Genomic DNA, 23,626 nt, shown 5'->3' with positions numbered 1-23,626 from the left:
GTCTGTGCTTGGTCGAAGCGCCTGACGGGTGACGGGAAGGGCGGCTTGCCGTCGATTTCCCTGGGCGCTCACGTAGCAGGGCTGCCACGGAGCCTCCTCGGCTGACGTATGAAGCAGTGGGAAGTTAAAACGGTTTCACAGCTGGGTCAATAGTTTGGACACGGATGCGGTCGTGGACGGGGAGCGACCGGCCGCCGGAGGCAGCGGTTCTACGCGCGCAACAGGGCCCCTTCGGCCGTGACGGCGTGCTCGGCGGGGAGGCCCGCCGCGAGCCGCCGGAGCTCGCCGACGGCAAGCCGGCCCAGGGCGCGCCGTTCGCCACTCACCGTCCCCGCCACATGTCCGGTGAGCATGACGTTCGGCAGGGTGTAGAGCGGTGACTCAGGAGCCGGCGGCTCTTCGGCGGTCACGTCGAGGATCGCGAAGAGGTCGGGCCGATCGGCAAGTACCGAGGTCAGTGCCTCCTCGTCGACGATCGCGCCCCGCGCCGTGTTGATGAGGGTCGCCCCGGCCGGCAAGCGGCGCAGCAGATCGGCACCGACCATCTTCTCGGTGCGACCGGGGATCAGCGGCGTGTGCACGCTCAGTACGAGGGAGCGGGCGAAAAGCTCGGTGAGCTCGGTCAGCCGGGTCGCACCGGCCGCCCGGACGGCGTCGTCGCTCTGGTACGGGTCCCAGGTCAGTACCTCGGCGTCCAGCCGGCGCAGTCGCCCGGCCACTTTGCGGGCGACCGAACCGAAGGACACCAGACCGACCGGCCGGTTGTAGATGCCGGGAACCGTTTCCAGGGGAGGCAGCTCATGATGGTCCGTCATGTGCCGGGATCGCCGGTATGTGTCCTTGAGCGCCAGGACCGTCTGCGCATAGACGTATTCGGCCACGGGCTCGTTGTTCGCCTCGGCCGCGGAGATCACGACGATGCCGCGCTGCCAGAGCGATTCGCTCACCAGCTTGCGGACCGATCCGGCGGCGTGCACGACGGTGTGCAGGCGGGGAAGGGCGTCGAGCAGCTCCGCTGTGAGCTGCGGTGCGCCCCAGGAGGTGATGAGCACCTCGACCTCGTCCCGGCGTGGAGCGGTGACCAGGTCCTGACCGTCGCGGCACACGGCGACGACGTCCACGAGCTCGGTCAGTTCCGTCCACACCGAGGGGGCGAACAGCTCCTCGCGCAACTCCGGGGAGAACACGGTCGCGGTCGCCATGCGTCGGGAGGGGGCGGTCGGCGCCGGTTCCGCCGGGGCGCCCCCCACGGAGAACGGCTCTCCGGCGGATGCCGCGGCCCGGCTAGTCAACGCTGACCAGCCGGATCCACGCGGCGGCGAGTTCCGCGTGCCCCGCAGCCGTGAGGTGCACGCCGTCCTCGCTGATCAAGGACGGGTCTCCCGCTTCGCGTGCGGCCTGATTGAGCAGTCCGTCCGCCGCGAGCAGCGCGGCGTCGAACTCGGAGGCCAGCCGTCGAACGACGTGGATGCGGGCGTCGAGGTCCTCACGCCACGACCACTGCTCGTCCCGCACGGGGATGAGGAACGGCTCGACGAGGATGATCCGGGCTCCCGCGTCCTGCGATGCGCGGAGCATCGCGCGGTAGTCGTCCTCGTAGTCCGCGGTGGTGGTGACGACCTGGGAGTCGTAGCGCCGCCAGGTGTCGTTGACGCCCACCATGACGGACAGGAGGTCGGGCTTGAGCGCGACGGCGTCCTCGTGCCAGCGGGACCGCAGTTCGGCGGCGCGGTGCCCGCTGACGCCCCGGTTGAGAATCCGGACGTCCGTACCTCGCGCCGCCAACTCGCGTGCGATCAGGCTGACGTAGCCGTTCCCCAGGCTCCGGTCCTCCTGGAGGTCGCGGCCGGCCGCGGTGATGCTGTCGCCCTGGAAGAGCAGAAGTGCGTCGGTGGATATGTGAACAGGCATGAATCTCCCTGGGGGAAAGTGATGGGGCGAGCATGGCTCGTGATGTGGGCCGTGACCGGTGCTCGGGAAGGGGCTCGGGTGCGCGCCCTCGTTGAGGGATGCGGGTCGGCGGAACGGCCAGGGGCAGTGGGGGAAGGCTGATCGGGATGGACTGAAAACGGTTTACCCGGCAGGCGTTCTGCATTGTGCACGGTGGTCAGGAGGCGCACAACTGTGCCCTGCAACCGTTCGCCGTGTACCGAAGGTGGATGAGCTGTCCGGCGGTTGTGAGCTTGGAGAAGTGTCGGTACGACCTCTGGTCCAGCGGTCCGCAGTGGTGTAAGCATGTGGGCGGCCGGTGACACGGCGGGTCCCTGAGGGACCTGGCACACGCGAAGGGTGGGCGGCACCCGGTTCGCGTGCGGGTGTCGGTCGGCATCCGGCGCGGACCGGCCTGTCCGGAACGGTCCGCTCATCCTCCGAGTGACGTGTGGCGGCGGATGCTTCCCGGCCCGTCGCAGAATCGTTCCGCTCTGCACCGTTCCGCTTTTGCCACGGGCGTAGCCGACCCGCTCGCTCTGTCAGTTCTTCACCTCACCCTTGTCCGAGCGCTGAGCCGCACCCGCGGGGCAAGCGCTTTCTCCTCTCCCGTCAAGGAGCTGAACACCGTGGTTCAGATCAGTCGACGCACCATCCTGGCCTCAGCGGCGGCGACCGGCGCCGCCGCAATGCTGGCGTCGCAGGCCGCGCCGGCCCATGCCGCTCCCGCTGCGGCACCGCAGGCTCTTCCCGACCTCGAGGGCCACGACCCCGTCACCCTTCGGTGGCTGGAGAAGGACGCGCCCGCGGAACTCGCGGCCGGAGTCACCTGGGGCGTGCCGTGGCCGCGCGGGTCCTTCGCGCCGGACCAGGAGTTCGCCCTGACCACCGAGGGCGGCGACCCGGTGGCGGTACAGAGCTGGCCCACCGGGTGGTGGCCGGACGGATCCGTCAAGTGGACCGCCCACGCCGTCGCCGCCGACGTGCCGCGCGCGGACACCTACACGCTGTCGGCCGGATCGGCGCAGGCACCGGCCGCGCCGCTCACCGTCCGCACCACTGGCGGCCAGGTCGTGGTGGACACGGGGGTCGTCCAGGTGGCCTTCGCCCGGTCCGGCAACGAGCTGGTGAAGTCGATCACGCGGGGAGGTGTGGTGATCGCCCGCGGCGGCCGCCTGATCGCCTCCCGCCAGGACAAGCCCAGCAGCGAGGAACCGGCCGGCGTCAAGTCCGAGTCCTTCACCGGCACCGTGGAGTCGGTGCGGGTCGAACACCAGGGACCGGTCCGCGCGGTGATCAAGGTGGAGGGCAAGCACCGCAAGGGGCGCCGGGCCTGGCTGCCCTTCACCGTGCGCTTCTACCTGTACGCGGGTTCCGACGCCATCAGAGTCGTGCACACCTTCGTCTTCGACGGCAACGAGAAGAAGGACTTCATCAACGGCCTCGGTGTCCGCTTCTCCGTGCCGATGCGCGGGGAACTCCACGACCGGCACGTCCGCATCGCGGGCGAGGGCAAGGGCGTGCTCCGAGAAGCGGTCCGCGGCATCAGCGGTCTGCGGCGCGACCCGGGCGCGGCCGTCCGGCAGGCGCAGTACGAGGGCAAGGCCACGCCCGACCCGGCCACCTGGGACCAGCGGGTCACCACTCGGCTGCCGTACATCCCGGCCTTCGGCGACTACAGCCTGCGCCAGCTCAACGCGCACGGCTTCGAGATCCACAAGCGGACCAAGGCCGGCCACGCGTGGATCCGGGTGGACGGGGGCAAGCGCGCCGAGGGCCTGGCCTACATCGGCACCCCCAGCGGCGGACTCGCCTTCGGTATGCGCAACTTCTGGCAGCTGCACCCCACCGAGCTGGAGATCAACGGCGCCGCCGGCGACGAGGCCGAGGCCACCGCGTGGATGTGGTCCCCGCGCGCCGGCTCCATGGACATGCGCTTCTACCACGACGGCATGGGCCAGGACACCTACGCCGAGCAGACCGAGGGCCTGGAGATCACCTACGAGGACTACGAGCCGGAGTGGGGCACGCCCTACGGCATCGCCCGCACCACCGAGCTGACCTTCTGGGCCCTGGACGCCACCCCGACCGCCGAGCGCTTCACCGAACTCGCCGCGGCCAACGCCACCCCGCCGCTGCTCGCCAGCAGTCCCGAACACAACCACGCGGCGGGCGTGTTCGGGTCCTGGACCCCGGTCGACCGTTCCAACGCGGAGAAGGAGGAGCTGGAGGACAAGCTCGCCCTCATGCACAAGTACCACCGGGAACAGGTGGACCAGCGTTCCTGGTACGGCTTCTGGGACTACGGCGACATCATGCACAGCTACGACGGCACCCGGCACACCTGGGCCTACGACATCGGCGGCTACGCCTGGGACAACTCCGAACTCTCCTCCGACCTGTGGCTCTGGTACCACTACCTGCGCACCGGGGATGCCTCCGCCTTCCGCTTCGCCGAGGCGATGACGCGGCACACCGGCGAGGTCGACGTCTACCATCTGGGCAAGTTCAAGGGCTGCGGGACCCGGCACGGCGTCCAGCACTGGGGCGACAGCGCCAAACAGGTCCGTATCAGCAACGCCGGCTACCGCCGCTTCTACTACTTCCTCACCGCCGACGAACGCGTCGGCGACCTGCTGCACGACCTGGTCGACTCCGACAGCAGCTACGCCCGCTTCGACCCCTGGCGCAAGGTCCGCAGCGACGCCTGGAGCAACGACCCGAAGGCGCTGGACCTCGGAACGACCACCGACTGGGGCGCCCTGGGGCTGGCCTGGCTCACCGAGTGGGAGCGCAACGGCGACGCGATCGCCAGGACCAAGCTGCTCAACGGCGCGAAGTCGATCGCCGCGCTGCCCAACGGATGGGTACAGGGCGGCGACATCACGTACGACTCGACCAACGGCGTGTTCACCGGGCCCACCGAACGCAGTGTCGCGGTCGGGGCCCTCAGCTCGGTCTTCGGCCTGATCGAGCTGATGACCGAGCTGCTCGACCTGGTGGACCTGCCCGAGGTGAAGGCCAAGTGGATCGAGTTCTGCCGGCTCTACAACGGCACCAGAGCCGAGCAGACGGCAACCACCGGCTCCTACTGGGGCTCCCTCAACCTCAAGCAGGCGTACTCCCGCGCGACCGCCTACGCGGCGAACCAGACGGACGACGACACGCTCGCCGCACGGGCCTGGACGGAGCTGCGCACGGGGCACGCCGGCTACCCGGACGCGCACCGCTTCACCACCGAGCGCATCGAGGGGCCCGCGGTGCTCAACGACATCGACGAGGCGCCGCTGTCCGCCAACGCGAGCGCCCAGTTCGGCCTGGCCGCCTTCCAGTGCCTGGCTCTGGTGGGGGAGGCGATCTGACCTGAGACACACTCCGTCGCTCACCGGATGAGTGACGGCACATCAGGCGTCCGGCGCGGCAGCGAGATCCCTTCGCTGCCGCGCTGGACGCCTTCTGCGTGTAAACGTTTGCATCTGCCGATTCGCTTCCTGTGAGTTCTCACCAGTTGCATCCCGAACTATTGACGCGTACCTGACCCGGTGGTTCAGTCGCCATGTAAGCGATTTAACTCTGTGGTCACTTGGCTGACACATCCGTTGCGCAGCCGAACCCGGTACTCGTCATGCCCGACCTCTCCGCACCGGTCGGTGACCGCAGGGCTGTCTGCTCCCCTCCGCGCACCCCACACCGCGCCCGCCGACATCACCGTTCGTGCGGGCCCTCGCGCTCGGGAAGCACCCTTCGGCCGGCGGGCATGCGCCGCCCTTCTCTCCTCGGCACATGGCAACAAGGAGAACCCCACATGCACCACACACGACGACGGCGTGCCCGCCGTCTGACCGTCGCCGCGTCCGCCGCGGCGGCGATGGTCCTCTGTCTGACGCAGCTGGACACCTCACCCGCACCCTCACCCGCACCCGCGACTGCCCCGGTGGCCGCGCAGGCCGCCGCCGCACCCCGGCCCATGGAGAACCTGGGCCGGGGCGTGGTGGCCGTACGCTCCAGCAGCACGGAGGTGCTGGTCAGCTGGCGTCTGCTGGGGCTGGACCCCGAGGACATCGGCTTCAACGTCTACCGCTCCACCGACGGGGGCGAGTACCTCAAGATCAACGACGCGGTCCTCACCGACCGCACCAACTTCGTGGACGGCACGGCCGACCTGACCAAGGCCAACAGATACCGGGTCCGCCCGGTGATCGACGGCGCGGAGCGCGCGGCGAGCGGGTCGTTCATCCTCACCGCCGACCACGCTCAGGAACCCGCGGTGCGGGTGCCCCTGCGCGACGGGGGCGCCGTGAAGTTCGTCTGGGTCGGCGACCTCACCGGCGACGGCATCTACGACTTCGTCATCGACCGCCAGACCTCACCGCAGTCGATCGAGGCGTACCGCGGCGACGGCAAGTTCCTGTGGAGCGCCGACCTCGGGGCCAACAGCGAGAACCAGAACAACATCGAGCCCGGCTCGTCGGCCATCGACGTCGGCAACTGGGACGGCGTGACCGTGTACGACTTCGACAGCGACGGCAGAGCCGAGGTCGCCCTGCGCATCGCCGACGGCGTCACCTTCGGCGACGGCACCCAGTTCACCTACAGCGACGACGAGCACCAGTTCATCGCCATCCTCGACGGCCTGACCGGCGCCGCCCGCGCCACCACCCCGGTGCCCGACGACTACCTGTCCGACGGGCCGATGGGCGCCCGCTTCGGCGTCGCCTACCTCGACGGCGTCACGCCCAGCCTGGTGGCGTTCATGAAGAACCGGCAGGACAGCGGCGACTTCAACTGCATGATCACCGCCTACGAGTTCGACGGTTCCACCGTCACCCGGCAGTGGAAGTGGAAGCGCGGCGAGGGCAACGACGGCACCATGCCGGACGGGCACAACACCCGCGCCATCGACGTCGACGGCAACGGAACCGACGAGATCGCCGAGATCGGCTTCGTCCTCGACGGCGACGGCAGCCTCCGCTACAACCTGGCCGGCCAGGGCATCGTCCACGGCGACCGCTTCGACATCGCCAAGATGGACCCGTCACGCAGCGGACTCCAGGGTTACGGCGTCCAGCAGGACAACGCCAGCGGCCTGCGCGAGTACTACTACGACGCCACCGACGGCACCGTCATCTGGAAGCACAGCGGCGACGACGTCGTCGACGTGGGCCGCGGCATGGCCGCCGACATCGACCCCCGCTACTCGGGCATGGAGGTGTGGTCCTTCTCCGGTGTCTACAACGCCCGGACCGACCAGCTCACCGAATCGGACACGACCCTCGCCCCCTGGCCCCAGCTCGGCCTGTGGTGGGACGGCGACGTGACCCGGGAACTCCTCAACGCCGGCAAGATCGAGAAATGGGACCCGGAGAACCCGTCGTCCAGCTCCAGCCTGCCCCGACTGGTCAGCACCTGGAAGTACGGCGCGGTCAACGCCAGCCAGGGAGTCCAGCCCACCTTCGTCGGCGACATCATCGGCGACTGGCGCGAGGAGGCGGTCTACACGAACGCGGACTACAACGAGCTGATCCTCTTCACCACGGACCAGCCGTCCGACACCCGGCTCTACACGCTCGCCCAGAACCCCGCCTACCGCAACGCGATGACCTTCAAGGGCTACATGCAGTCCCACCACGTCGACTACTACCTCGGCGCCGGCATGTCCGACCCGCCGCAGCCGAACATCACCTACGTCGGCGGATGACGAACCGGGGTGCGGACAGCGGGCGGTGGGCTCAGTCGCCGGGTGTCCGCACCCCTCGGTCGTCAGCGGTTCAGCGCACGCAGCGCACGAGCGCGCCGTCGAGCGAACGGTGGCTGGTGATGCCGTCGTTGTAGCTGAGCCACCACCGCTGGGACCGGTCGGCCGCGTAGACGCTCGCCGACCAGTACACGCCCGTACCGGGGGTGTCCGGGAAGGCGGCCCGGTCGATGGCCGGGGTGACCCGGCCGTCGTCGACGAGGGTGGCGAGTTCCTTGACCGTGGGCAGCCGCCACGCGTGGCCGCCCAGGGTGAGGGCGGAGCAGTACGCGTCGGCCTGCGTCACGGACATCGAGCCCCCGGCGGTCCGCTGCCAGGTCAGCCCCGTGGCGGGATCGGTCACCTGCCCGCCGGAGACGCTGTAGGAGGGGCGCGCGGTCCCGGCGCCGCCGCGGACGCACCGCACCTGGTAGGCCCCCGACTGGTCGGCCGCGTTGCTCGTCAGACCCTCGTAGAAGTTGATGATCCAGGCGCGCAGCGGCGTCTTCTCCACCGCCCAGGGAGTGGAGGTCCAGAAGTACTGGGCCGGTGTGCCGGGGAACGCGGAGGTGTCGATGGCGGGGCCGGAGCGGGTGGTGTCCACCAGGGACATCAGCTCGATCCGGGTGGGCAGGTGCCAGCCGCCGCCGTCCAGGCCCAGGTTCTCGCAGTAGGACCGGGCGTCCTCGAAGGTGTACGCCCGGGGTGCGACGGAGCGCTGCCACGTCAGGCAGGTGACGTCGTCGCGTACGGCCTCGTCGCCGAGGACGGTGTAGCTCGCCCGGTGCGGGCCGCTGCCCGACGCGGCGTCGGGCATCGGCCAGTCGGCCCACCGCGAGGCCAGTCGGCTGCCGCACCCGGCCGAAGCGCCGGTCCCGGCCGCCTCGGTGGCGGCGGGAGCGGTCGTCGCCGTCTTCTTCTCGCCCGGCTCCCCGTCGGCCCCGGACTTCTTCGACTTCTTCGGCGAGGGCGAGGCGGACGGGGAGGCGGATGCACTGGCCGAGGGGGAGGCGCTGACGGTCGCCGACGCGGTGGCCGACGGGACCGTGGCGCCGGCCGCCTTCTGCGCCGGTTCGGCGCGATCGGCCGGCAGACTGGCGTAGGTGACGCCGAGGGCGGCGGCCACGACCGCGGCGGCGAGCCCGAGCACGGGCCGGCGCCGGGAGGGGGGCGCGTGCCGGGCCGCCCGGTGCCGGGCGGCGGGCGGGCCCGGGTCCTCGTCCCGGCACGCCGCGGCCACGGAGTCGGCCAGCGACGCCGGTACCGGCACCAGGGCGTTCTCCACCACCAGCAGCTCCGGCGGGATCTGCTCCGGGGGGAGCGACGCCGAGCAGTCGGCGCACTCCCGGACATGGGCGGCGACGCGCTCGCGCCAGTGGGCGTCGAGCCGTCCGTCCCAGCCCGCGGTGCACCAGGCGAGGTCCCCGCACCGGGAGGCCGCGAGGGCGCCCACGACCTCGCGGGCCCGCTCCAGTTGCCCGAGCATGTCCTGGACGCGGTACTCCACGGCGTCCGGCGTCGAGCCGAGGGCGCTCACCAGGTCGCCGCGCGTCAGCTCGCCCGCCGCCTCCAGCCACCACAGGGACCAGACGATCCCGTGCTCCTCGTCCAGCCAGCGCCCCGCCTGCACGAGCCGGCGGAACGGCGCGGACACGCGCGGGCGCAGGGTGGCAGGGTCCTCGAACTCCATGAGGCATTCCTCCGGGCCGACGGTTCGGGCCGGGGGCTGGACGGCCGCTCGCAGGGAGACGCCCGCGGCCCAGGCCCGCAGACCGCTTTCCGGGCCGGGCCCGGACCGGTCACCGATCACTTCCAGCACGGCCTCCCGTACGACATGGTCCAGGTCCGGCCGTCGGCGCGAGGCCCGCCCCACGACGTTGTAGACCAGCGGCAGCAGGTGCTCGGCCAACGCGGCCCGCGCCCCACGCTCCCCTCGTTGTACGGCGGCGACGAGTCCTTCCTCGCCCATGCCCGCGTTGCTCATCCGTGTGCCCCCTCGTCCTGGTGTCCTGCTCGGTTCGTGTCGTCGCCGGTTCCCGGCCGTCGCCCCGGAGCGCCGCCCCGCCGGGCGGACGCCGCGACCCTGGGGTGCGCGGTGTCCGCCCGGCGGGAGTGCGCGGGCCCGGCGGTGCGGTCAGGAGTCCTCGCGCCGACCGTGCTCGTCGTCGTGCCGGCCGCGACCGTGGCCCCCGTTGCCGTTGCCGCGCGAGGGGCCGGCGCTCGCCGAGGGCGAGGCGGTCTCCTCGTCCGTGTCGCCGACGTAGCTGATGTCCGGGCGCTCCGGCTGCTCCATGCCGCTGCCGAGGTAGTAGTCGACCTCGTGCGACTGCAGGTAGCCCTTGACCGTCATGTCATTGCGGTAGGCCGGGTTCTGCGCCAGCGTGTACAGGCGCGTGTCCGTGGCCTGGTCCGTGGTGAAGATGATCAGCTCGTTGTTGTCGGCGTTGCTGTACACCGCCTCCTCGCGCCAGTCACCGAAGAGGTCGGCGACGAGCGAGGGGTTCTTGGCGCTGCCGAAGCCCTTCGCGCCGTACTTCCAGGTCGTCACGAGCCGGGGCAGGCCGTCGCTGGCGCTCGGCGAGTCGGCGTTCCACTTCTCGATCCGGCCGCCGTTGAGCAGCTCCATGCTGGTGTCGCCGTCCCACCACAGGCCCAGGGACGGCCACGGCGCCTTCGTCGTGTCCTTGACGAGCAGGTCGTCGGAGGCGGCGTTGTACACACCGGAGAACGACCACACCTCCATGCCAGGGGCGCTCGGGTCGATGTCGCCGACCAGGCCGCGGCCGATGTCGGCGACGCCCTCGCCGGTGTGTTTCCAGATCATGGTGCCGTCGGTGGCGTCGTAGTAGTACTCGCGCAGGCCGCTCTCGTTGTCCTGCTGGACACCGTAGCCCTGGAGGCCGGGCCGGTCGGGGTCCAGCTTGCCGATGTAGAACCGGTCACCGTGGACGATGCCCTGGTCGGCCAGGTTGTACCGGACGGTTCCGTCGCCGTTGAGGACGAACCCGATCTCGACGACCTCGTCCTTGCCGTCGCCGTCGACGTCGATGACCCGGGTGTTGTGGCCGTCCGACATCGTGCCGTCGTTGCCCTCGCCGCGCTTCCACTTCCACGAGCGCTCCACTGCGGAACCGTCGAAGGTCCAGGCGGTGATCATGAGGTTGAACTTGCCCCGGCCGACGCGGTTCTTCATGAAGGCGACCAGGGAGGGGGTGTGCCCGTCGAGGTACCCCACGGCGAACCGCGCGTACATCGGCCCGTCGGCGATGTAGTCGTCGGGCACGGCGGCCGTGGCGCGGGGGGCTCCGGTCAGACCGTCGAGCATCGCGATGAACTGGTGGTCGTCGTCCTCGCCCTCGGAGAACACCGAGCCGTCGCCGAAGGTGACACCGTCGGCGATGCGGGCGGCGACCTCCGCCTTCCCGTCCCCGTCGAAGTCGGAGACGGTGACGCCGTCCCAGTTGCCGGTGTCCAGACCGGACGAACCGCCCTCGATGTTGTTGAGGTTGAGACTGTTGTCGCCCATGTCCATGGACCACAGGAAGGTGCCGTCGCTGCGGTACGCCTCGATGGCGCGCGGGGTGGACTGCCGGTCGATGACGTAGTCGTACTCGCCGTCCCCGTCGAGGTCGCCGACCCAGGTGAACTTGATCTCCGCGCCGTCGCGCAGGGGGACGCGGACGACGGGTTCCTGCGCGTGGTCGGCGGTGAGGGTGAAGGGACTGCTCGCGGTCTGCTCGTCCCCGTCGACGACCGGCCGGACCTGGTACCGGTTGTCCGCCGTGAGGTCGGCGGTGGTGTCGGTGAAGTTGGTGCCGCCGGTCAGGACGTCCGGGTTGAGCTTGGTGTAGGTGCCGTCGTCGCCGGTGGACCGGTAGACGTTGAAACCGATCCCCTCGGGGTCGAGGCCCAGCAGACGCCAGGAGACGAGGACGTCGGTGTCGCTGCTGCGCACGGCGACGACGCCGCGGCCGAGCTTCTCCATCGGGCGCGCTGTTGCCGAGGACTGGTCGGTGGACGCGTTGCCCAGGGGGGACAGATCGGTGAGCAGGGCGACGGACGCGACCACGGCGGCCGAGCCCATACCGACGGACCACCAGAGTGCCCTACGACGACGGTGCTTGGGGTGCACGGGGAGTTCTCCTGTTTGTGTCACGCGGGAACGACGCGGCGGAGCGCGTCGTGCCGTCCTCCGCGGAACGCTCGGATCGATGCCTTACGCATGGGAGACCTGACGCCGGCGCCGGCCATCGCAGAAATCTCAGAACTTCTTCCAATGTGACGTGCATCACTCACGGTGGACCGTTCCGGCAGGTCCGCGACGACGGCTTCGCCGGTGTGACCCGAAAGATCTGGCACTCCCCGAGCCGATGTGAGATCTGGACACGGCTCTCGCGCGCCGGCCGGCGGTGGCACACTGTCGCACCGTGACGACGGCTCGGGCCGGCAGCGGGCAGGGCGCTGCCCAAGTCACATCACACAAGACGACATGAGGGGACGGTGGCGCGCGTGCGCTCGCGCGATGCTGGGCGACTTGCGGACACGGACGTGGCCCGGGTGACGGCTGCCGCGAACGGTGACCAGCGAGCTGTGGAGAGGCTGGTGGCCGACTACCTGCCGCTCGTCTACAACATCGTGGGGCGGGCGATGGACGGCCATCCCGATGTCGACGACGTCGTGCAGGAGACGATGCTCCGCGCCGTGCGCGGTCTGCCCGCGCTGCGCGATCCGGACCGGTTCCGTTCCTGGTTGGTCGCCATCGCCCTCCGGCAGGTGCGTGACTGGTGGAAAGACCGGCAGAGCGGTCCGCGGACCGGCCTGCCCGAGGACGCCGTCGCGCGGGCCGACCCGCAGGCGGACTTCGCCGACCTCACGATCCTCCGGCTCGACCTGACCGGCCAGCGCCGTGAGGCGGTGGAGGCGACGCGCTGGCTGGAGGAGACCGATCGGGAGACCCTCTCGCTGTGGTGGATGGAGGCCGCCGGACAACTGAACCGCAGTGACTGGGCGGAGGGCGGCGGGCTCAGTCTCCAGCAGGCCGCCGTACGGGTGCAGCGCGTCAAGGAACGGCTGGAGGCGGCCCGCGCCGTGGTGCGCGCCCTGGCGACCACGCCTCGTTGTCCCGAGCTGACACGCACCCTCTCCACCTGGGACGGCCGCCCGGGTTCCCTGTGGCGCAAACGCCTGAGCCGCCACGTCCGTGACTGCCCGGGCTGCGCCGGCACCCGTGGCGCCCTCGTTCCCGCCGAGGGGCTGCTGGGCGGTCTGGCGCTCGTCCCGCTGCCCCTCGGGGTGGGTGCCGCCCTCATCATGAAAGGCGTTGCGGGAGCGAAGGGCGGTGGGGTCGTGGTCGCTGCCGCCACCGGCTCGGGCCACGGCCCCGGCGCGGGCGGCGCGGTGCGTGCGGCCAAGGCGGCGGGCCGGCTCACGCAGGGGCCCGTCATGGTGGCGGCCTCGGGGGCGGCGGTGGTGCTGGCCGGGGCCGGGCTCTGGTACGGGCTCGCCGACCCCGGCACGCCCTCCGGCGCCTCCCGGGCGGAACACCACGCGGCGGCCTCGCCGACCGCGTCCGCCACCCCGTCGGCGTCCGCCCCGTCGCCGTCCCCGCCGACCAGGCCCTCGGCCTCTTCCTCGGCCTCCCCGACCTCGACGTCGTCCGCGCCCACCGGCGCGTCGGCGTCGGCCACCCCCACCGGACTGCTCGGCCCCCACGCCCTGGAGGCGGCCACACGGCCCGGCTTCTACATGGGTGTGCGGGACGGGCGCGTGGTGCTGCTGGAGGCGGCGGACGGAGTGTCGCTCACCGACCAGCGGCTGACCTTCACGGTCGTCCCCGGCCTGATGGGCAGCGGCTGCTACTCCTTCCGGTATTCCGACGGTTCCTACCTGCGCCACGCGGGGGAGGAAGGGACGGTCGAGGTGGGGTCCGACGACGGCAGCGTCGTCTTCCGCGCCGACGCCACCTACTGTGTCCGCGACGGTTCGGAGGAAGGTTCCAAGGCCCTGTTCGCCTTCAACAGCCCCTTCTCCTATCTGCGCTACCGCGACGACGACAAGGTGTGGCTCGACCCGGAGGAGGGGGCCGACGGCGCGTACGCGGACAGCAGGTCGTTCCGGTTCGTGAATCCTTGAGCACCTGCTGCCGCACACCGACTCTCAGGGGCGCGACCGCTCCCCGGGCATGCGGCAAGGCGCACTCGCGCGCTGCCTGAATCAGGTCAGTCCGCCGCCGCACGGGCACGGCGCGGTGCGTTCCGCGACGGCGCCGCGACGGTGTCGCGGACGACGAGCCGCGTCCCCAGCAGGAAGTGCTGGGGCGCGCCGGGCGTGTCGCTCTCCAGCGCCAGGCGTACCGCGGTACGGCCCAGTTCCTTGTGCTGTACGTGCACCGTGGTGAGGCCGATGTCGGCGGCCGGCGGCAGGTCGTCGAAGCCGGTGAGCGACACGTCCTCCGGGATGCGCAGTCCCCGTTCCAGCAGAGCCTGCCGGGCACCCGCCGCGATCTCGTCGTTCGCCGCCATCACGGCGGTGAAGTCCCGCGGACCGGCGGCGAGCCGTTCGCTCATCATCCGGTATCCCTCCTCGCGCTCCATGGTGCCGTCGACCTCCAACTCCGGCTCCAGCGGGAGACCGTGGGCCCTCAGCGCGGCACGGTAGCCCTCGATCCGGCTCTCCGGCGTGGAGTACCCGGCACGCCGGCCCAGGAACAGGACGCGACGGTGCCCGGCGTCGATGAGGTGGTTGGCCATGCCGAAGGCGCCGCTGGTGTTGTCGTACTCCACGACGATGGCCGGCACGTCCGGGCCGAGCGAGGGCCTGCCGCACAGGACCAGGTGGCAGCCGACCAGGGCGAGGGACCGGGCGTAGGAGATCATGCGCTCGCGGTAGGCGTCGTCCACGACGACGTTTCCGACGAGGATCAGCGCCTCGGCGTGCCGCTCGCGCATCAGCCGCACCAGTGCCAGCTCCTGCTCGGGGTCACCGCCGGTGGTGCCGACCAGACACACCCGCCCCGCCTTGGCGGCCTGTTCCTGTACTCCCTGAGCGACGTGAGAGTAATGCGGCGAAGCCACCGAGTTGACCACTATGGCCACGTTCTTCGGCTGCACACCGGCGAGTCCCCTGGCGTGCGGGTTGGCCACGTAATCCAGCTCGCGCACCGCGCGCAGCACCTTGCTGCGGGTCGCGGGAGCGCTGGGGTAGCTGCCGGAGAGGATGCGCGAGACGGTGGCGACGGAGACGCCGGCGTGCTGCGCGACGTCGCGGATCGTCGCCGGGCGGTCTCCGCCTCTCGGGGCGGGGCGGCGGACCATCCACCCTCCTGCCGTCATCGTGGATCGCGTAAGCGTTTCAGTTCGCGATTATGGCATGTCGGCATCTTTTGCCGTACCTGGACGACCGTGGGGAGCCTTTTCGGCCGGGAGCGTCGGCCTGCCAGGTGCGAACGGCGGCCCTTTCGTCGCGTTGTCCCCCCGGGGGGATACGGTCGCCTGTTGTGTAAACGCTTCAATCCTGTGGGGCGTACAGCCTCGCCTCCCGGTGGGCGACCGGCCGGTCCGGGCCGCTGGAGCGCAGTCGGCGACCCGGAGCCCGGCCGACGATCAGCCGAGTGGCGAGGTCACCTCGTAGCGGCCGGAGGGAAGCAGGTAGGAGGCGGTGCCGTCGGCGAAGCCGAGGAACTTCACCTGGTCGAGCCGGGCCAGTGGTGTGCGGCCAGCACGGACACCGTCCGGCTCCGTGGCCGGCAGGCGCAGGGTCGCGGTGGTATTGGCCGGCACCTCGGCCCGGTAGGTCAATGTCCGGTCCGTCACCTCCCACTCGCTGCTGATCTCGCCGTACGGGGACAGGTGGGAGCCGGTCACCCGGGTGATCCGGCCGGTCGGGTCCGGGTGCGGGCTGAGGAAGAAGTGCCGGAAGCCGGGCTCCTCGGGGTCGCCGGCGATGCCCGCCATGCCGGTGTACAGCCACTCCATGATCGCGCCGTAGGCGTAGTGGTTGAAGGAGTTCATCGAGACCGGCCCGAAGCCGTCCTCCGTCGAGTACGAGTTCCAGCGCTCCCAGATGGTGGTGGCGCCGTTGTCGACCGAGAAGAGCCACGACGGCATGGCGTTCTGGTGGAGCAGCGCGTACGCGAGGTCCGCGCGGCCCTCGTCGGTGAGCACGGGCGCGAGGACGTTCACGCCGAGGAAGCCGACGGAGAGGGTGTTCTCGGCGTACTGGACGCGGGTGCTGCCGGGATGGGCCGCCTTGTACGCGGCGTCGTTGCCGATGTTCGCCGCGAGCAGTTCGACCAGTCGGCGGCGCTGGGCCTCGGTGTCGTAGAAGCCGAGCTTGAGGGCCCACAGCAGGGCGGTCTGGCTGTCGTCCTCGGGGGCGGGGCCGTTGATGGGCTTGCCGCCGAGGCTGGAGCGCAGGGTGAGCCCACCGTCCGTGGTGTCGAGGTACTTGGCGAGGAAGGCCCGCTTGATGTTCGCGAACAGGTCGTCGTAGCCGGACGCCTCCGCCGTGCGGCCCGTCGCGCGGGCCATGTGGGCCATGAGCCGGGCGCTGTAGCCGTAGTAGACGTCGCTCATGAGCTGGGTGCCGGTGCTCTGCGGGGCCAGCCAGTCGCCGAAGCGGGAGCCCTGTCCGGCGTACGTCGTCCCGGTCCGGCCCCGGATCCAGTCCAGGTAGCGGGTCATCGCGGCCCAGCTCCGCTCGATGATCGTGGTGTCGCCGCTCATCTGCCAGACCGTCCACGGCACGATCACGCCGCAGTCCGCCCAGCCGCTCACCATGGAGGTGGCGTTGTACGGCTTGCTCGGCGCGAGGGTGGTGAACTGGGCGCCGCCCACGCCGTAGGTGCGCTGGGACTGGACCAGGCTCTCCTGGTAGTGGGAGAGGAAGTTGACCACGTCTGCGTTGTACAGGCCGGTGCGGGAGAAGAGCTGGGTGTCGCCGGTCCAGCCCTGCCGCTCGTCCCGCTGCGGGCAGTCGATGGGCACCCACAGGTAGTTGCCGCGCTGCCCCCAGCGCACGTTGCCGATGAGCTGGTTGACCTTGTCGTCGTCGGTGGTGACGGAGCCGATGTCGCGGATCGCGGAGGTGCCCACCTTGCCGGTCACCCCGGTCAGGGTGACGTCGTGGGAGGTGGTGACGGAGACGTAGCGGAAGCCCGAGAAGGTGAGCGAGTCCTGGTGGGTCTCGCCGTCGGCCGCGCCTGCGAGGACGTAGGTGCTGGTGGCCTCCGCACCGCGCAGGTTGGCCCGGTAGACGGACCCCTCCGGGCCGTCGGCGCCCTCGCTCGCGTCGTTGAGCATCTCGCCGGTGCGGAAGACCACTTCGGCGCCCGCGGGGCCGCGCAGCGCGTACCGCAGGACGCCCACCATGTTCTGGCCCAGGTCGTACACGGCCGTTTCGCCGGGGCGCAGCGCGATCTCGGCGTGGGGCGCCTTCGCCGGGTCGGTGACCGTGCGGTCCGGGTCGGTGACGACGCGGCCCCTGCCGTAGGGACTGTCGGCCTCGCCCGTCACGCCGGTGCAGACGGTCACCGACACCGGCTCGCACGCCCAGTCCGGCATCAGCCGTGCGGTCTCGCCGGGGTAGGCGACCAGCTGCGAGCCGGGGAAGCGGGAGGTGAAGTCGTGTTCGTCGGCCCCCGCCCAGGCCGAGGCGTCGAAACCGCCCGCGGACCATCCCGGTATCTCGGCGCGGGCGTCGTACCGCTGCCCGGCGTAGATGTCGTCCGCCCGGTAGGGGCCGGTGTCGGTGGCCCGCCAATCGGTGCCGGGCGTGGTCACCACCGTCTGCGACGTCCCGTCGGCGTATTCGAGGAGCAGCTTCGCCTTCAGGGCGAGCCGGCTGCCGGAGGCGGAGTAGTAGGCGGCCCCGGCCGAGACCCGGCCGTTGTACCAGCCGTTGCCCAGCACCGCCCCCAGCGTGACCCGCTGCCGGTCGGCGGCCACGAGCCCGGTGACGTCGTAGCTCATGTAGTTGACGACGCTGTCGTAGTTCGTCCAGCCCGGCGTCAGCAGCTCGGGGGTGCGGTGCCCGTCCTGGGGCACGGTGACCCGGCGGCCGTTGACGTACGCCTCGTACACACCGAGCGCGCTGACGTAGAGCCGCGCCCGGCGGACCTTCGCGCGGGCGAGGGGCGTCTCGTGCCGCAGGAGGGGCGCGCCCGCGGAGTTGGCGGCCTTGCCCGCCATGGTGATCCAGCGGGCGCCGTCCCAGCCGCCCACCCCGTCGGTGCTCAGCAGGCCGGTCTCGAAGCGGGCGGTGTTCCGGGCGGTGTGGGCGCCGCCCTTCTCGTCCCACACGGTCACGGTCCAGTGGTACCGGGTGGAGCGGCTCAGCTCGGGACCGTCGTAGAGGACCGCGACCGACGCGGCGGAGTCGACGCGCCCGCTGTCCCAGACGTCCGCGCGGCCGGCGGAGAGGCGGCCGGCGGAGGTGGCGACGAGGATCCGGTACGCCTTCTGGCGTCGGCCGCGGACACGTGACGCGGTGCGCCAGCCGAGCCGGGGCCGGGCGGCGTCCACACCCAGCGGGTTCGTCCGGTGCTCGACCGTCAGCCCGGTCACGGAGGTGTCGCCGCCGCCCGGGGTGTCCGCCACCGGCGCGGCGACGGCGGGGGAGGCCGCCAGAGCCTGGTGGGCCATGAGGACGGGAAGGGTGCCGAGAGTGGAGGCGAGGACCGTTCGGCGTCCCACTTCTCTTCGTCCGGGTGTGCTCTCGTGGTGTCGCATGCCGTCGTCCCTTCGGCTCGCGGATTTTATCGATTCATATCGATCGGCGATGAAGGTAACGAGGAGAAGATTAAGGTGTCTACGCTTCTGACAAGGAATTCTGCGACGTCGAGATGCAGGTGGCCGCCGTGGTGTGGAGGGGCGTTTCCGGTCCTTTGAATCGTTCAATCGCGCCGTCGGCTGGTGCGCGGCGTCGGGCCGGCCCGACGTGCCGGCGCCCGCGGAAACGGCCGGCCCGTCGCCGTGCGCCGTTTCAGTGAACGGCGTGGAGGGCCCCCGGCCGCCGGGGTCCTGTCAGGAGGACCTCGGCGGCCGGGGGCCGGTCGTCAGCCGCGGTCGGCGGCCGGAGCGCTGAACCACCAGGCCGCGGTGTTCGCGGGAACTACGCCGGGCTCCACGGGACCACTGGCGAAGTCGGGTGTGCCGGGCAGCGGGGCGGCGGTCGGCCGGTCGGTGCAGTTCACCACGCAGGTGAAGCCGTCACCGCGGGTGAAGGCGAGGACGCCCTCGTCGCTGGGCAGCCACGCGAGGGGCGCGGTCGCCGGGATGTGCTGCTCGCGCAGCTCCATCGCCCGCTGGTACAGGTGCCAGACCGAGTCGGGGTCGGCCTCGTTGCGCTCCACGGTGTGCGGGGCGAAGTAGTCCGGCTGCGGCAGCCAGGTGTCGGCTGTCTCGGAGAAGCCGTACGGCGCCTGGTCGCCGGACCACGGGATCGGCACCCGGCAGCCGTCGCGGCCCAGGCGCTTGCCCTCCGAGCGACGGTAGATCGGGTCCGTGATGCGGTGCAGCGGCAGGTCGACGACCTCCGGGAGTCCCAGCTCCTCGCCCTGGTAGACGTAGACCGAACCGGGCAGGCCCAGCGTGAGCAGGGCACCGGCGCGGGCCCGGCGGGTGCCCAGCTCGAAGTCGCCGGGGCCGCGGCCGGCCTCGCCGCCGCCGTACCGGGTGGCGACGCGGACGCGGTCGTGGTTGCCCAGGACCCAGGTGACCGTGGAGCCGGTGACGGACGCGCCGTCCAGGCCCTGGTCGATGATGGCCCGCAGGCCCTTGCCGTCCCAGGCGGCGCCCAGGAAGTCGAAGAAGAAGCCCTGGTGCAGCTCGTCGGGGCGGACGTAGTCGGGCAGGCTGCGCTGCCCGATCCCGGTGATCTCACCGACGAGGAGGCGCACCTTGCCGTCGCGGGCCTCGTACTCGTCGCAGATGCTCCGCCAGGAGCGGTAGACCTCGTGCACCTCGGGCTGGTCCCAGGCGAGCGGGTTGGCGGCGTCGCCCACCCGCTCCTCCTCGAACGGGTCGGCCGCGTCCGGGAGGTCGGCGTGCTTGAACAGGCCCTGGGCCACGTCGATGCGGAAGCCGTCGACACCGCGGTCGAGCCAGAACCGCAGCACGTCCTGCATGAACTCCGCCACCCGAGGGTTGCGCCAGTTGAAGTCCGGCTGCTCCGGGGTGAACAGGTGCAGGAACCACTGCCCGTCGGGGCAGGAGTCCGGCACCCGCTGCCAGGCCGAGCCACCGAACATCGTCCGCCAGTTGTTCGGCGGCAGCTCGCCGTTCTCACCGCGGCCGTCGGCGAAGTGGAACATCTCCCGCTCGGGGCTGCCCGGCCCGGCGGCGAGCGCGGCCTCGAACAGCGGGTGCTCGATGGAGCAGTGGTTGGGCACCAGGTCGACCACGACGCGGATGCCGTGCTCGTGCGCGTCGGCGAGCAGCGCGTCGAAGTCGGCGAGGGTGCCGTAGACGGGGTCGACGCCGGTGTAGTCGGCGACGTCGTAGCCGTGGTCGTACTGAGGGGAGGGGTAGAAGGGGTTCAGCCAGATCCCGTCGACGCCCAGGCGCTTCAGGTACGGCAGGGCAGTGCGGACGCCGGGCAGGTCGCCGATGCCGTCGCCGTCGCTGTCGCGGAAGCTGCGGACGTAGATCTGGTAGATGACGGCGTCACGCCACCATGCTGCGGACACGTGCTATCCCTTCGTGGCGCCGGCGGTGAGACCGGCGACGATACGGCGCTGGAAGATCAGGACGAGGACGATGAGGGGGACGGTGACCACGACGGAGGCGGCCATCTGGGAGGGGAAGGGGGACTGGTGGCTGACGGCGCCGGTGAAGTTGGCGATGGCCACCGGCGCGGTGAACATCTCCTGCTGGTTGGTCATGGTCAGCGCGATGATGAACTCGTTCCACGCGGTGATGAAGACCAGGATGCCGGTGGTGAAGATGGCGGGTGTCATCAGCGGGACGAGGACGAGGCGGACGGCCTGGCGGCGGGTGCAGCCGTCCAGGAGGGCGGCCTCCTCCAGGTCCCAGGGCATCTGCCGGAAGAAGTTCGTCAGCGTCCACACCGCCAGCGGCAGCGAGATGCTGATGTTGGGCACGACGAGGGCCTGGTAGCTGTCGATCCACCCGAGCTGGGTGAACAGGTTGAACAGCGGGCTCAACACGGCGACCAGCGGGAACATCGACGTCGTCAGGACGGCGGCGAGGACCAGGTTGCGGCCGCGGAAGGTGAGCCGGGCCAGCGCGTAGGCGCAGGTCAGACCGATCAGCAGGGCCAGGACCGTGGTCGTGCCGGCCACGACGAAGCTGTTGAGCAGCGCGCGCAGGAACGCGTTCTTCTCCGACAACGCCGCCGTGTAGTTGTCCAGGCTCGGCGCCTTCGGGATCAGGGCGTTGCTGCTGAGCACCTCGGGCTCGACGGTGAAGCTGGTGCGCAGCATCCAGAGGAAGGGCGCCAGACACCACAGGACGATCAGCGCCACCAGCAGGCCGCGCAGCACACCACGGAGCGAGGGGCGCCGCGTACGCAGGACGGCGGTGCCGCTGGGCGGCGGCGCGTCGACGGACGCGGGACGCGCGAGGGTGGAGGCAGTCATGACGGCTCCTGTACGGGGTGGTGCTGGGAGGCTCGCGCCGCCTTCTTCGCCTGCTGGCGGGCCTCCTTGGCCTCACGGGTGCCGAGGGCGTCGGCGCCGAGCAGCCGGATGAACAGGTAGGCGATCACCCCGATGAAGACCAGGGTCAGCAGGGACACCGCGGAACCGGCGCCCGAATCGCCCTGCTGGATCGCGTACTTGTAGCCCAGCATCGACAGCGTGACCAGGTCCTGGTTGTCGGCGCTGCCCGCGAAGAGGTACGGCAGGTCGAAGACGCGCAGCGCGTCGAGCATGCGCATCAGAACGGCCACCAGCAGCGCCCCGTGGATCATCGGGAGCGTGATCCGGGTGAACCGCTGCCAGGCGGTGGCGCCGTCGACCCGGGCGGCCTCGTACATCTCGTTCGGGATGGTCTGGAGGCCGGCGAGGATCAGCAGGCCCATGAAGGGGGCCGACTTCCACACATCGGCGACGATGATGGCGGTCTTCGCGGCCCAGGGCTCGGTCGCCCAGATGATGTCGGTGCCCAGCACGGCGTTGACGATGCCGTGCGGGGTGAACATCCACTTCCACACCAGCGCGCTCATTGCGGTGGGGATGGCCCACGGGACCAGGATCGAGGCACGGAGCAGGCCGCGGCCGCGGATGACGTGGTGCATGGCCAGTGCCATGCCCAGGCCGATCACCGTCTCGAGAATCACCGAGATGAAGGTGAAGACGCTGGTGTTGGTGACGGCCCGCCAGAACTGCTCGGAGTGTGGGCCGGTGAGGAAGTCGGCGTAGTTGCCGAATCCCCGGTAGAACACGTTGAAGTTGATGTCCTGGCCGTACAGGGACAGCCGCACCGCCTGGAAGACGGGGTAGGCGACCACGACGGCCAGGGTGGCGATGGTCGGCAGCACCAGGGTGGCCGCGGACCGGGTCTGGGGTTGCGAGGTGGACATGACTCACTTACCGAGGAGCGGAACGAGCGCGGCCTGGAGGTCCTTGGCGGCCTCAGCAGGGGTCTTGGTGCCCTTCTCGACGGCGAGTCCGGCTTCCTGGATGGCGGCGGTCACCTGCTGGTAGGGGACGGCAGCGGGACGCGGAACGGCCTTGTCGAGGGCGGTCTTCATGGTCGACAGGTACGGGATCTCGGACACGACGTCCTTGTCCTCGTAGACCGCGCTCCGGGTGGGGGCGTACGAGCCCACCAGGAGGTTCTGCTTCTGGTTGTCCTCCTGGGTGAAGAACTTGATGAAGTCCAGCGCCGTGGCCTTGTTCTTCGCGTACGTGGATATCGCCAGGTTGTGACCGCCCAGCGTCGCCGAGCCGGCGCCGTCGGCCCCCGGGAGCGGGGCGATGTCGAACTTGCCGGCGGCCTTGTTGCCCTCGCCCTTGGCGTTGGCCAGCGCGTACATGTACGGCCAGTTGCGCTGGAAGAGCAGCTCGCCGCTCTGGAACCGGGCGCGCCCGGCCTCCTCGTCGTAGGTGAGGGCCTCGGGCGCGGCCCAGCCCTTCTTGAAGGCGTCGGCCAGGAACGTCAGGCCCTTGATGGCCTCAGGAGTGTCGGCGGTGGGCTTGCCGTCGGTGACGAGGGAGCCGCCGGCGGAGTTCACGGCCTCCGACACGTTGACCGTCAGGCCCTCGGTCTGACCGTGCTGCCCGGCGTAACAGTCGATCCCCTCCGGCTCGGCGACCTTCTCGCACGCCTCGGCCAGCTCCGCCCAGGTGGTGGGCGCCTTGAGGCCGTACTTGTCGAGGAGGTCCTTGCGGTAGTAGAGGATGCCGGTGTCGGTCTTCCACGGCACGCCGTACAGCTTGCCGTCGTACGTCGCGGTCTCCACCGGCCCGGACAGGAACTCCGAGGTGTCCACGGCGTCGTCGGGCAGCGGCACTACGTAGCCGCGCTTGGCGAACTCGCCGGTCCACACCACGTCCATGCTGATCACGGAGAACGTGTCGCTCTTGGCCTGGGCCGCCTGCGCCGCCTTCGCCCGGAACTGGTCGGCGTCGAAGGTGGGCTCCTCGAAGGTGACCTTCTCCTTCGGGTGGTCGGCGTTCCAGCGGTCGACGATCTTCTGCATGCTGCCGGAGGTGTCCTTGCCCGCCACGAAGGTGATGGGACCGCGGCCCTCCAGCTTGCCGTCGGTGTCGGTGGAGGCGTTGGGCGACTCGGGCGCGCCGCAGGCGCCGAGCAAGGTCAGCGCAGCCGCCGCGGAGACGACGTTCGTGGCCGCTCGCGTGATTCTCTTCATGGTTCTGTGCCTTTCGCATACGACGCCTCGCGGGCGTCGCGGAACGAGCCGGGCGGCGATCGTCTGCGCGCCGGACGGCTCCCGGTGGTGGTGTACTGCCGTGTGATGCCTGGTGACGAGGTGGGGGAT

The 23,626-nt window shown here is 70.8% G+C and carries 13 protein-coding genes; 3 read left to right on the top strand and 10 right to left on the bottom strand.

Annotated features, from left to right (window positions below; genetic code table 11):
• Nucleotides 1–209: 209 nt before the first annotated feature.
• Both ACZ3KJ_RS21105 and ACZ3KJ_RS21100 read right to left on the bottom strand, forming a co-directional pair.
• Entirely contained in the window at nt 210–1,202 is a 993-nt protein-coding gene (locus ACZ3KJ_RS21105; protein ID WP_467528958.1) for a hydroxyacid dehydrogenase, read from the bottom strand.
• 82 nt (nt 1,203–1,284) lie between these two features.
• Nucleotides 1,285–1,911: a GDSL-type esterase/lipase family protein gene (locus tag ACZ3KJ_RS21100; RefSeq protein WP_389517860.1), complete on the bottom strand. Its 627-nt coding sequence runs from the start codon at nt 1,909–1,911 to the stop codon at nt 1,285–1,287.
• Nucleotides 1,912–2,558: 647 nt separating this feature from the next.
• Between ACZ3KJ_RS21100 and ACZ3KJ_RS21095 the strand changes: the two genes are divergently transcribed.
• Nucleotides 2,559–5,291, top strand: a complete 2,733-nt coding sequence (locus tag ACZ3KJ_RS21095) for an exo-rhamnogalacturonan lyase family protein (protein ID WP_467528956.1) — start codon at nt 2,559–2,561, stop codon at nt 5,289–5,291.
• 443 nt (nt 5,292–5,734) lie between these two features.
• Entirely contained in the window at nt 5,735–7,627 is a 1,893-nt protein-coding gene (locus ACZ3KJ_RS21090) for a rhamnogalacturonan lyase family protein (protein ID WP_389517862.1), read from the top strand.
• 70 nt (nt 7,628–7,697) lie between these two features.
• Here the strand turns inward: ACZ3KJ_RS21090 and ACZ3KJ_RS21085 are convergent, their stop codons facing one another.
• Nucleotides 7,698–9,647, bottom strand: a complete 1,950-nt coding sequence (locus tag ACZ3KJ_RS21085; protein WP_467528954.1) for an Lcl C-terminal domain-containing protein — start codon at nt 9,645–9,647, stop codon at nt 7,698–7,700.
• 150 nt (nt 9,648–9,797) lie between these two features.
• A complete protein-coding gene (locus tag ACZ3KJ_RS21080; RefSeq protein WP_467528952.1) occupies nt 9,798–11,795 on the bottom strand; it encodes a rhamnogalacturonan lyase family protein in 1,998 nt (665 codons plus the stop codon).
• A 368-nt stretch (nt 11,796–12,163) separates the two neighbouring features.
• Here ACZ3KJ_RS21080 and ACZ3KJ_RS21075 point away from each other — a divergent pair, with 368 nt between their 5' ends.
• The gene (locus ACZ3KJ_RS21075) at nt 12,164–13,795 is read left to right on the top strand and encodes a sigma-70 family RNA polymerase sigma factor (protein ID WP_467528950.1); all 1,632 of its coding nucleotides are present in this window, start codon (nt 12,164–12,166) and stop codon (nt 13,793–13,795) included.
• Between the two features lie 86 nt (nt 13,796–13,881).
• On the opposite strand, the gene ACZ3KJ_RS21070 is transcribed toward ACZ3KJ_RS21075, so the two are convergent.
• The 6 genes from ACZ3KJ_RS21070 to ACZ3KJ_RS21045 all read right to left on the bottom strand — a co-directional run bounded on the left by ACZ3KJ_RS21070 (nt 13,882) and on the right by ACZ3KJ_RS21045 (nt 23,497).
• The gene (locus tag ACZ3KJ_RS21070; protein ID WP_389517869.1) at nt 13,882–14,976 is read right to left on the bottom strand and encodes a LacI family DNA-binding transcriptional regulator; all 1,095 of its coding nucleotides are present in this window, start codon (nt 14,974–14,976) and stop codon (nt 13,882–13,884) included.
• A 288-nt stretch (nt 14,977–15,264) separates the two neighbouring features.
• Nucleotides 15,265–18,303 carry a family 78 glycoside hydrolase catalytic domain gene (locus tag ACZ3KJ_RS21065; protein WP_389518324.1) on the bottom strand — a complete coding sequence of 1,013 codons (3,039 nt, stop codon included), beginning with the start codon at nt 18,301–18,303 and terminating at the stop codon, nt 15,265–15,267.
• 413 nt (nt 18,304–18,716) lie between these two features.
• On the bottom strand, nt 18,717–20,348 hold the full coding sequence (locus ACZ3KJ_RS21060; protein ID WP_389517871.1) for a glycoside hydrolase family 13 protein: 1,632 nt from the start codon (nt 20,346–20,348) through the stop codon (nt 18,717–18,719).
• Nucleotides 20,349–20,351: 3 nt separating this feature from the next.
• Entirely contained in the window at nt 20,352–21,260 is a 909-nt protein-coding gene (locus tag ACZ3KJ_RS21055) for a carbohydrate ABC transporter permease (RefSeq protein WP_389517873.1), read from the bottom strand.
• Nucleotides 21,257–22,204 (bottom strand): carbohydrate ABC transporter permease, encoded by a 948-nt coding sequence (locus tag ACZ3KJ_RS21050; RefSeq protein WP_389517875.1) that lies wholly within the window; start codon nt 22,202–22,204, stop codon nt 21,257–21,259. Before ACZ3KJ_RS21050 ends, ACZ3KJ_RS21055 begins: the two co-directional genes overlap by 4 nt.
• 3 nt (nt 22,205–22,207) lie before the next feature.
• The gene (locus tag ACZ3KJ_RS21045) at nt 22,208–23,497 is read right to left on the bottom strand and encodes an ABC transporter substrate-binding protein (protein WP_467528947.1); all 1,290 of its coding nucleotides are present in this window, start codon (nt 23,495–23,497) and stop codon (nt 22,208–22,210) included.
• Between the last annotated feature and the right edge of the window lie 129 nt (nt 23,498–23,626).

This window comes from Streptomyces sp. NPDC003248, assembly GCF_055563235.1.
The sequence above is the reverse complement of the archived record's forward strand: the minus strand, read 5'-3'. Positions and strand labels throughout refer to the sequence as shown.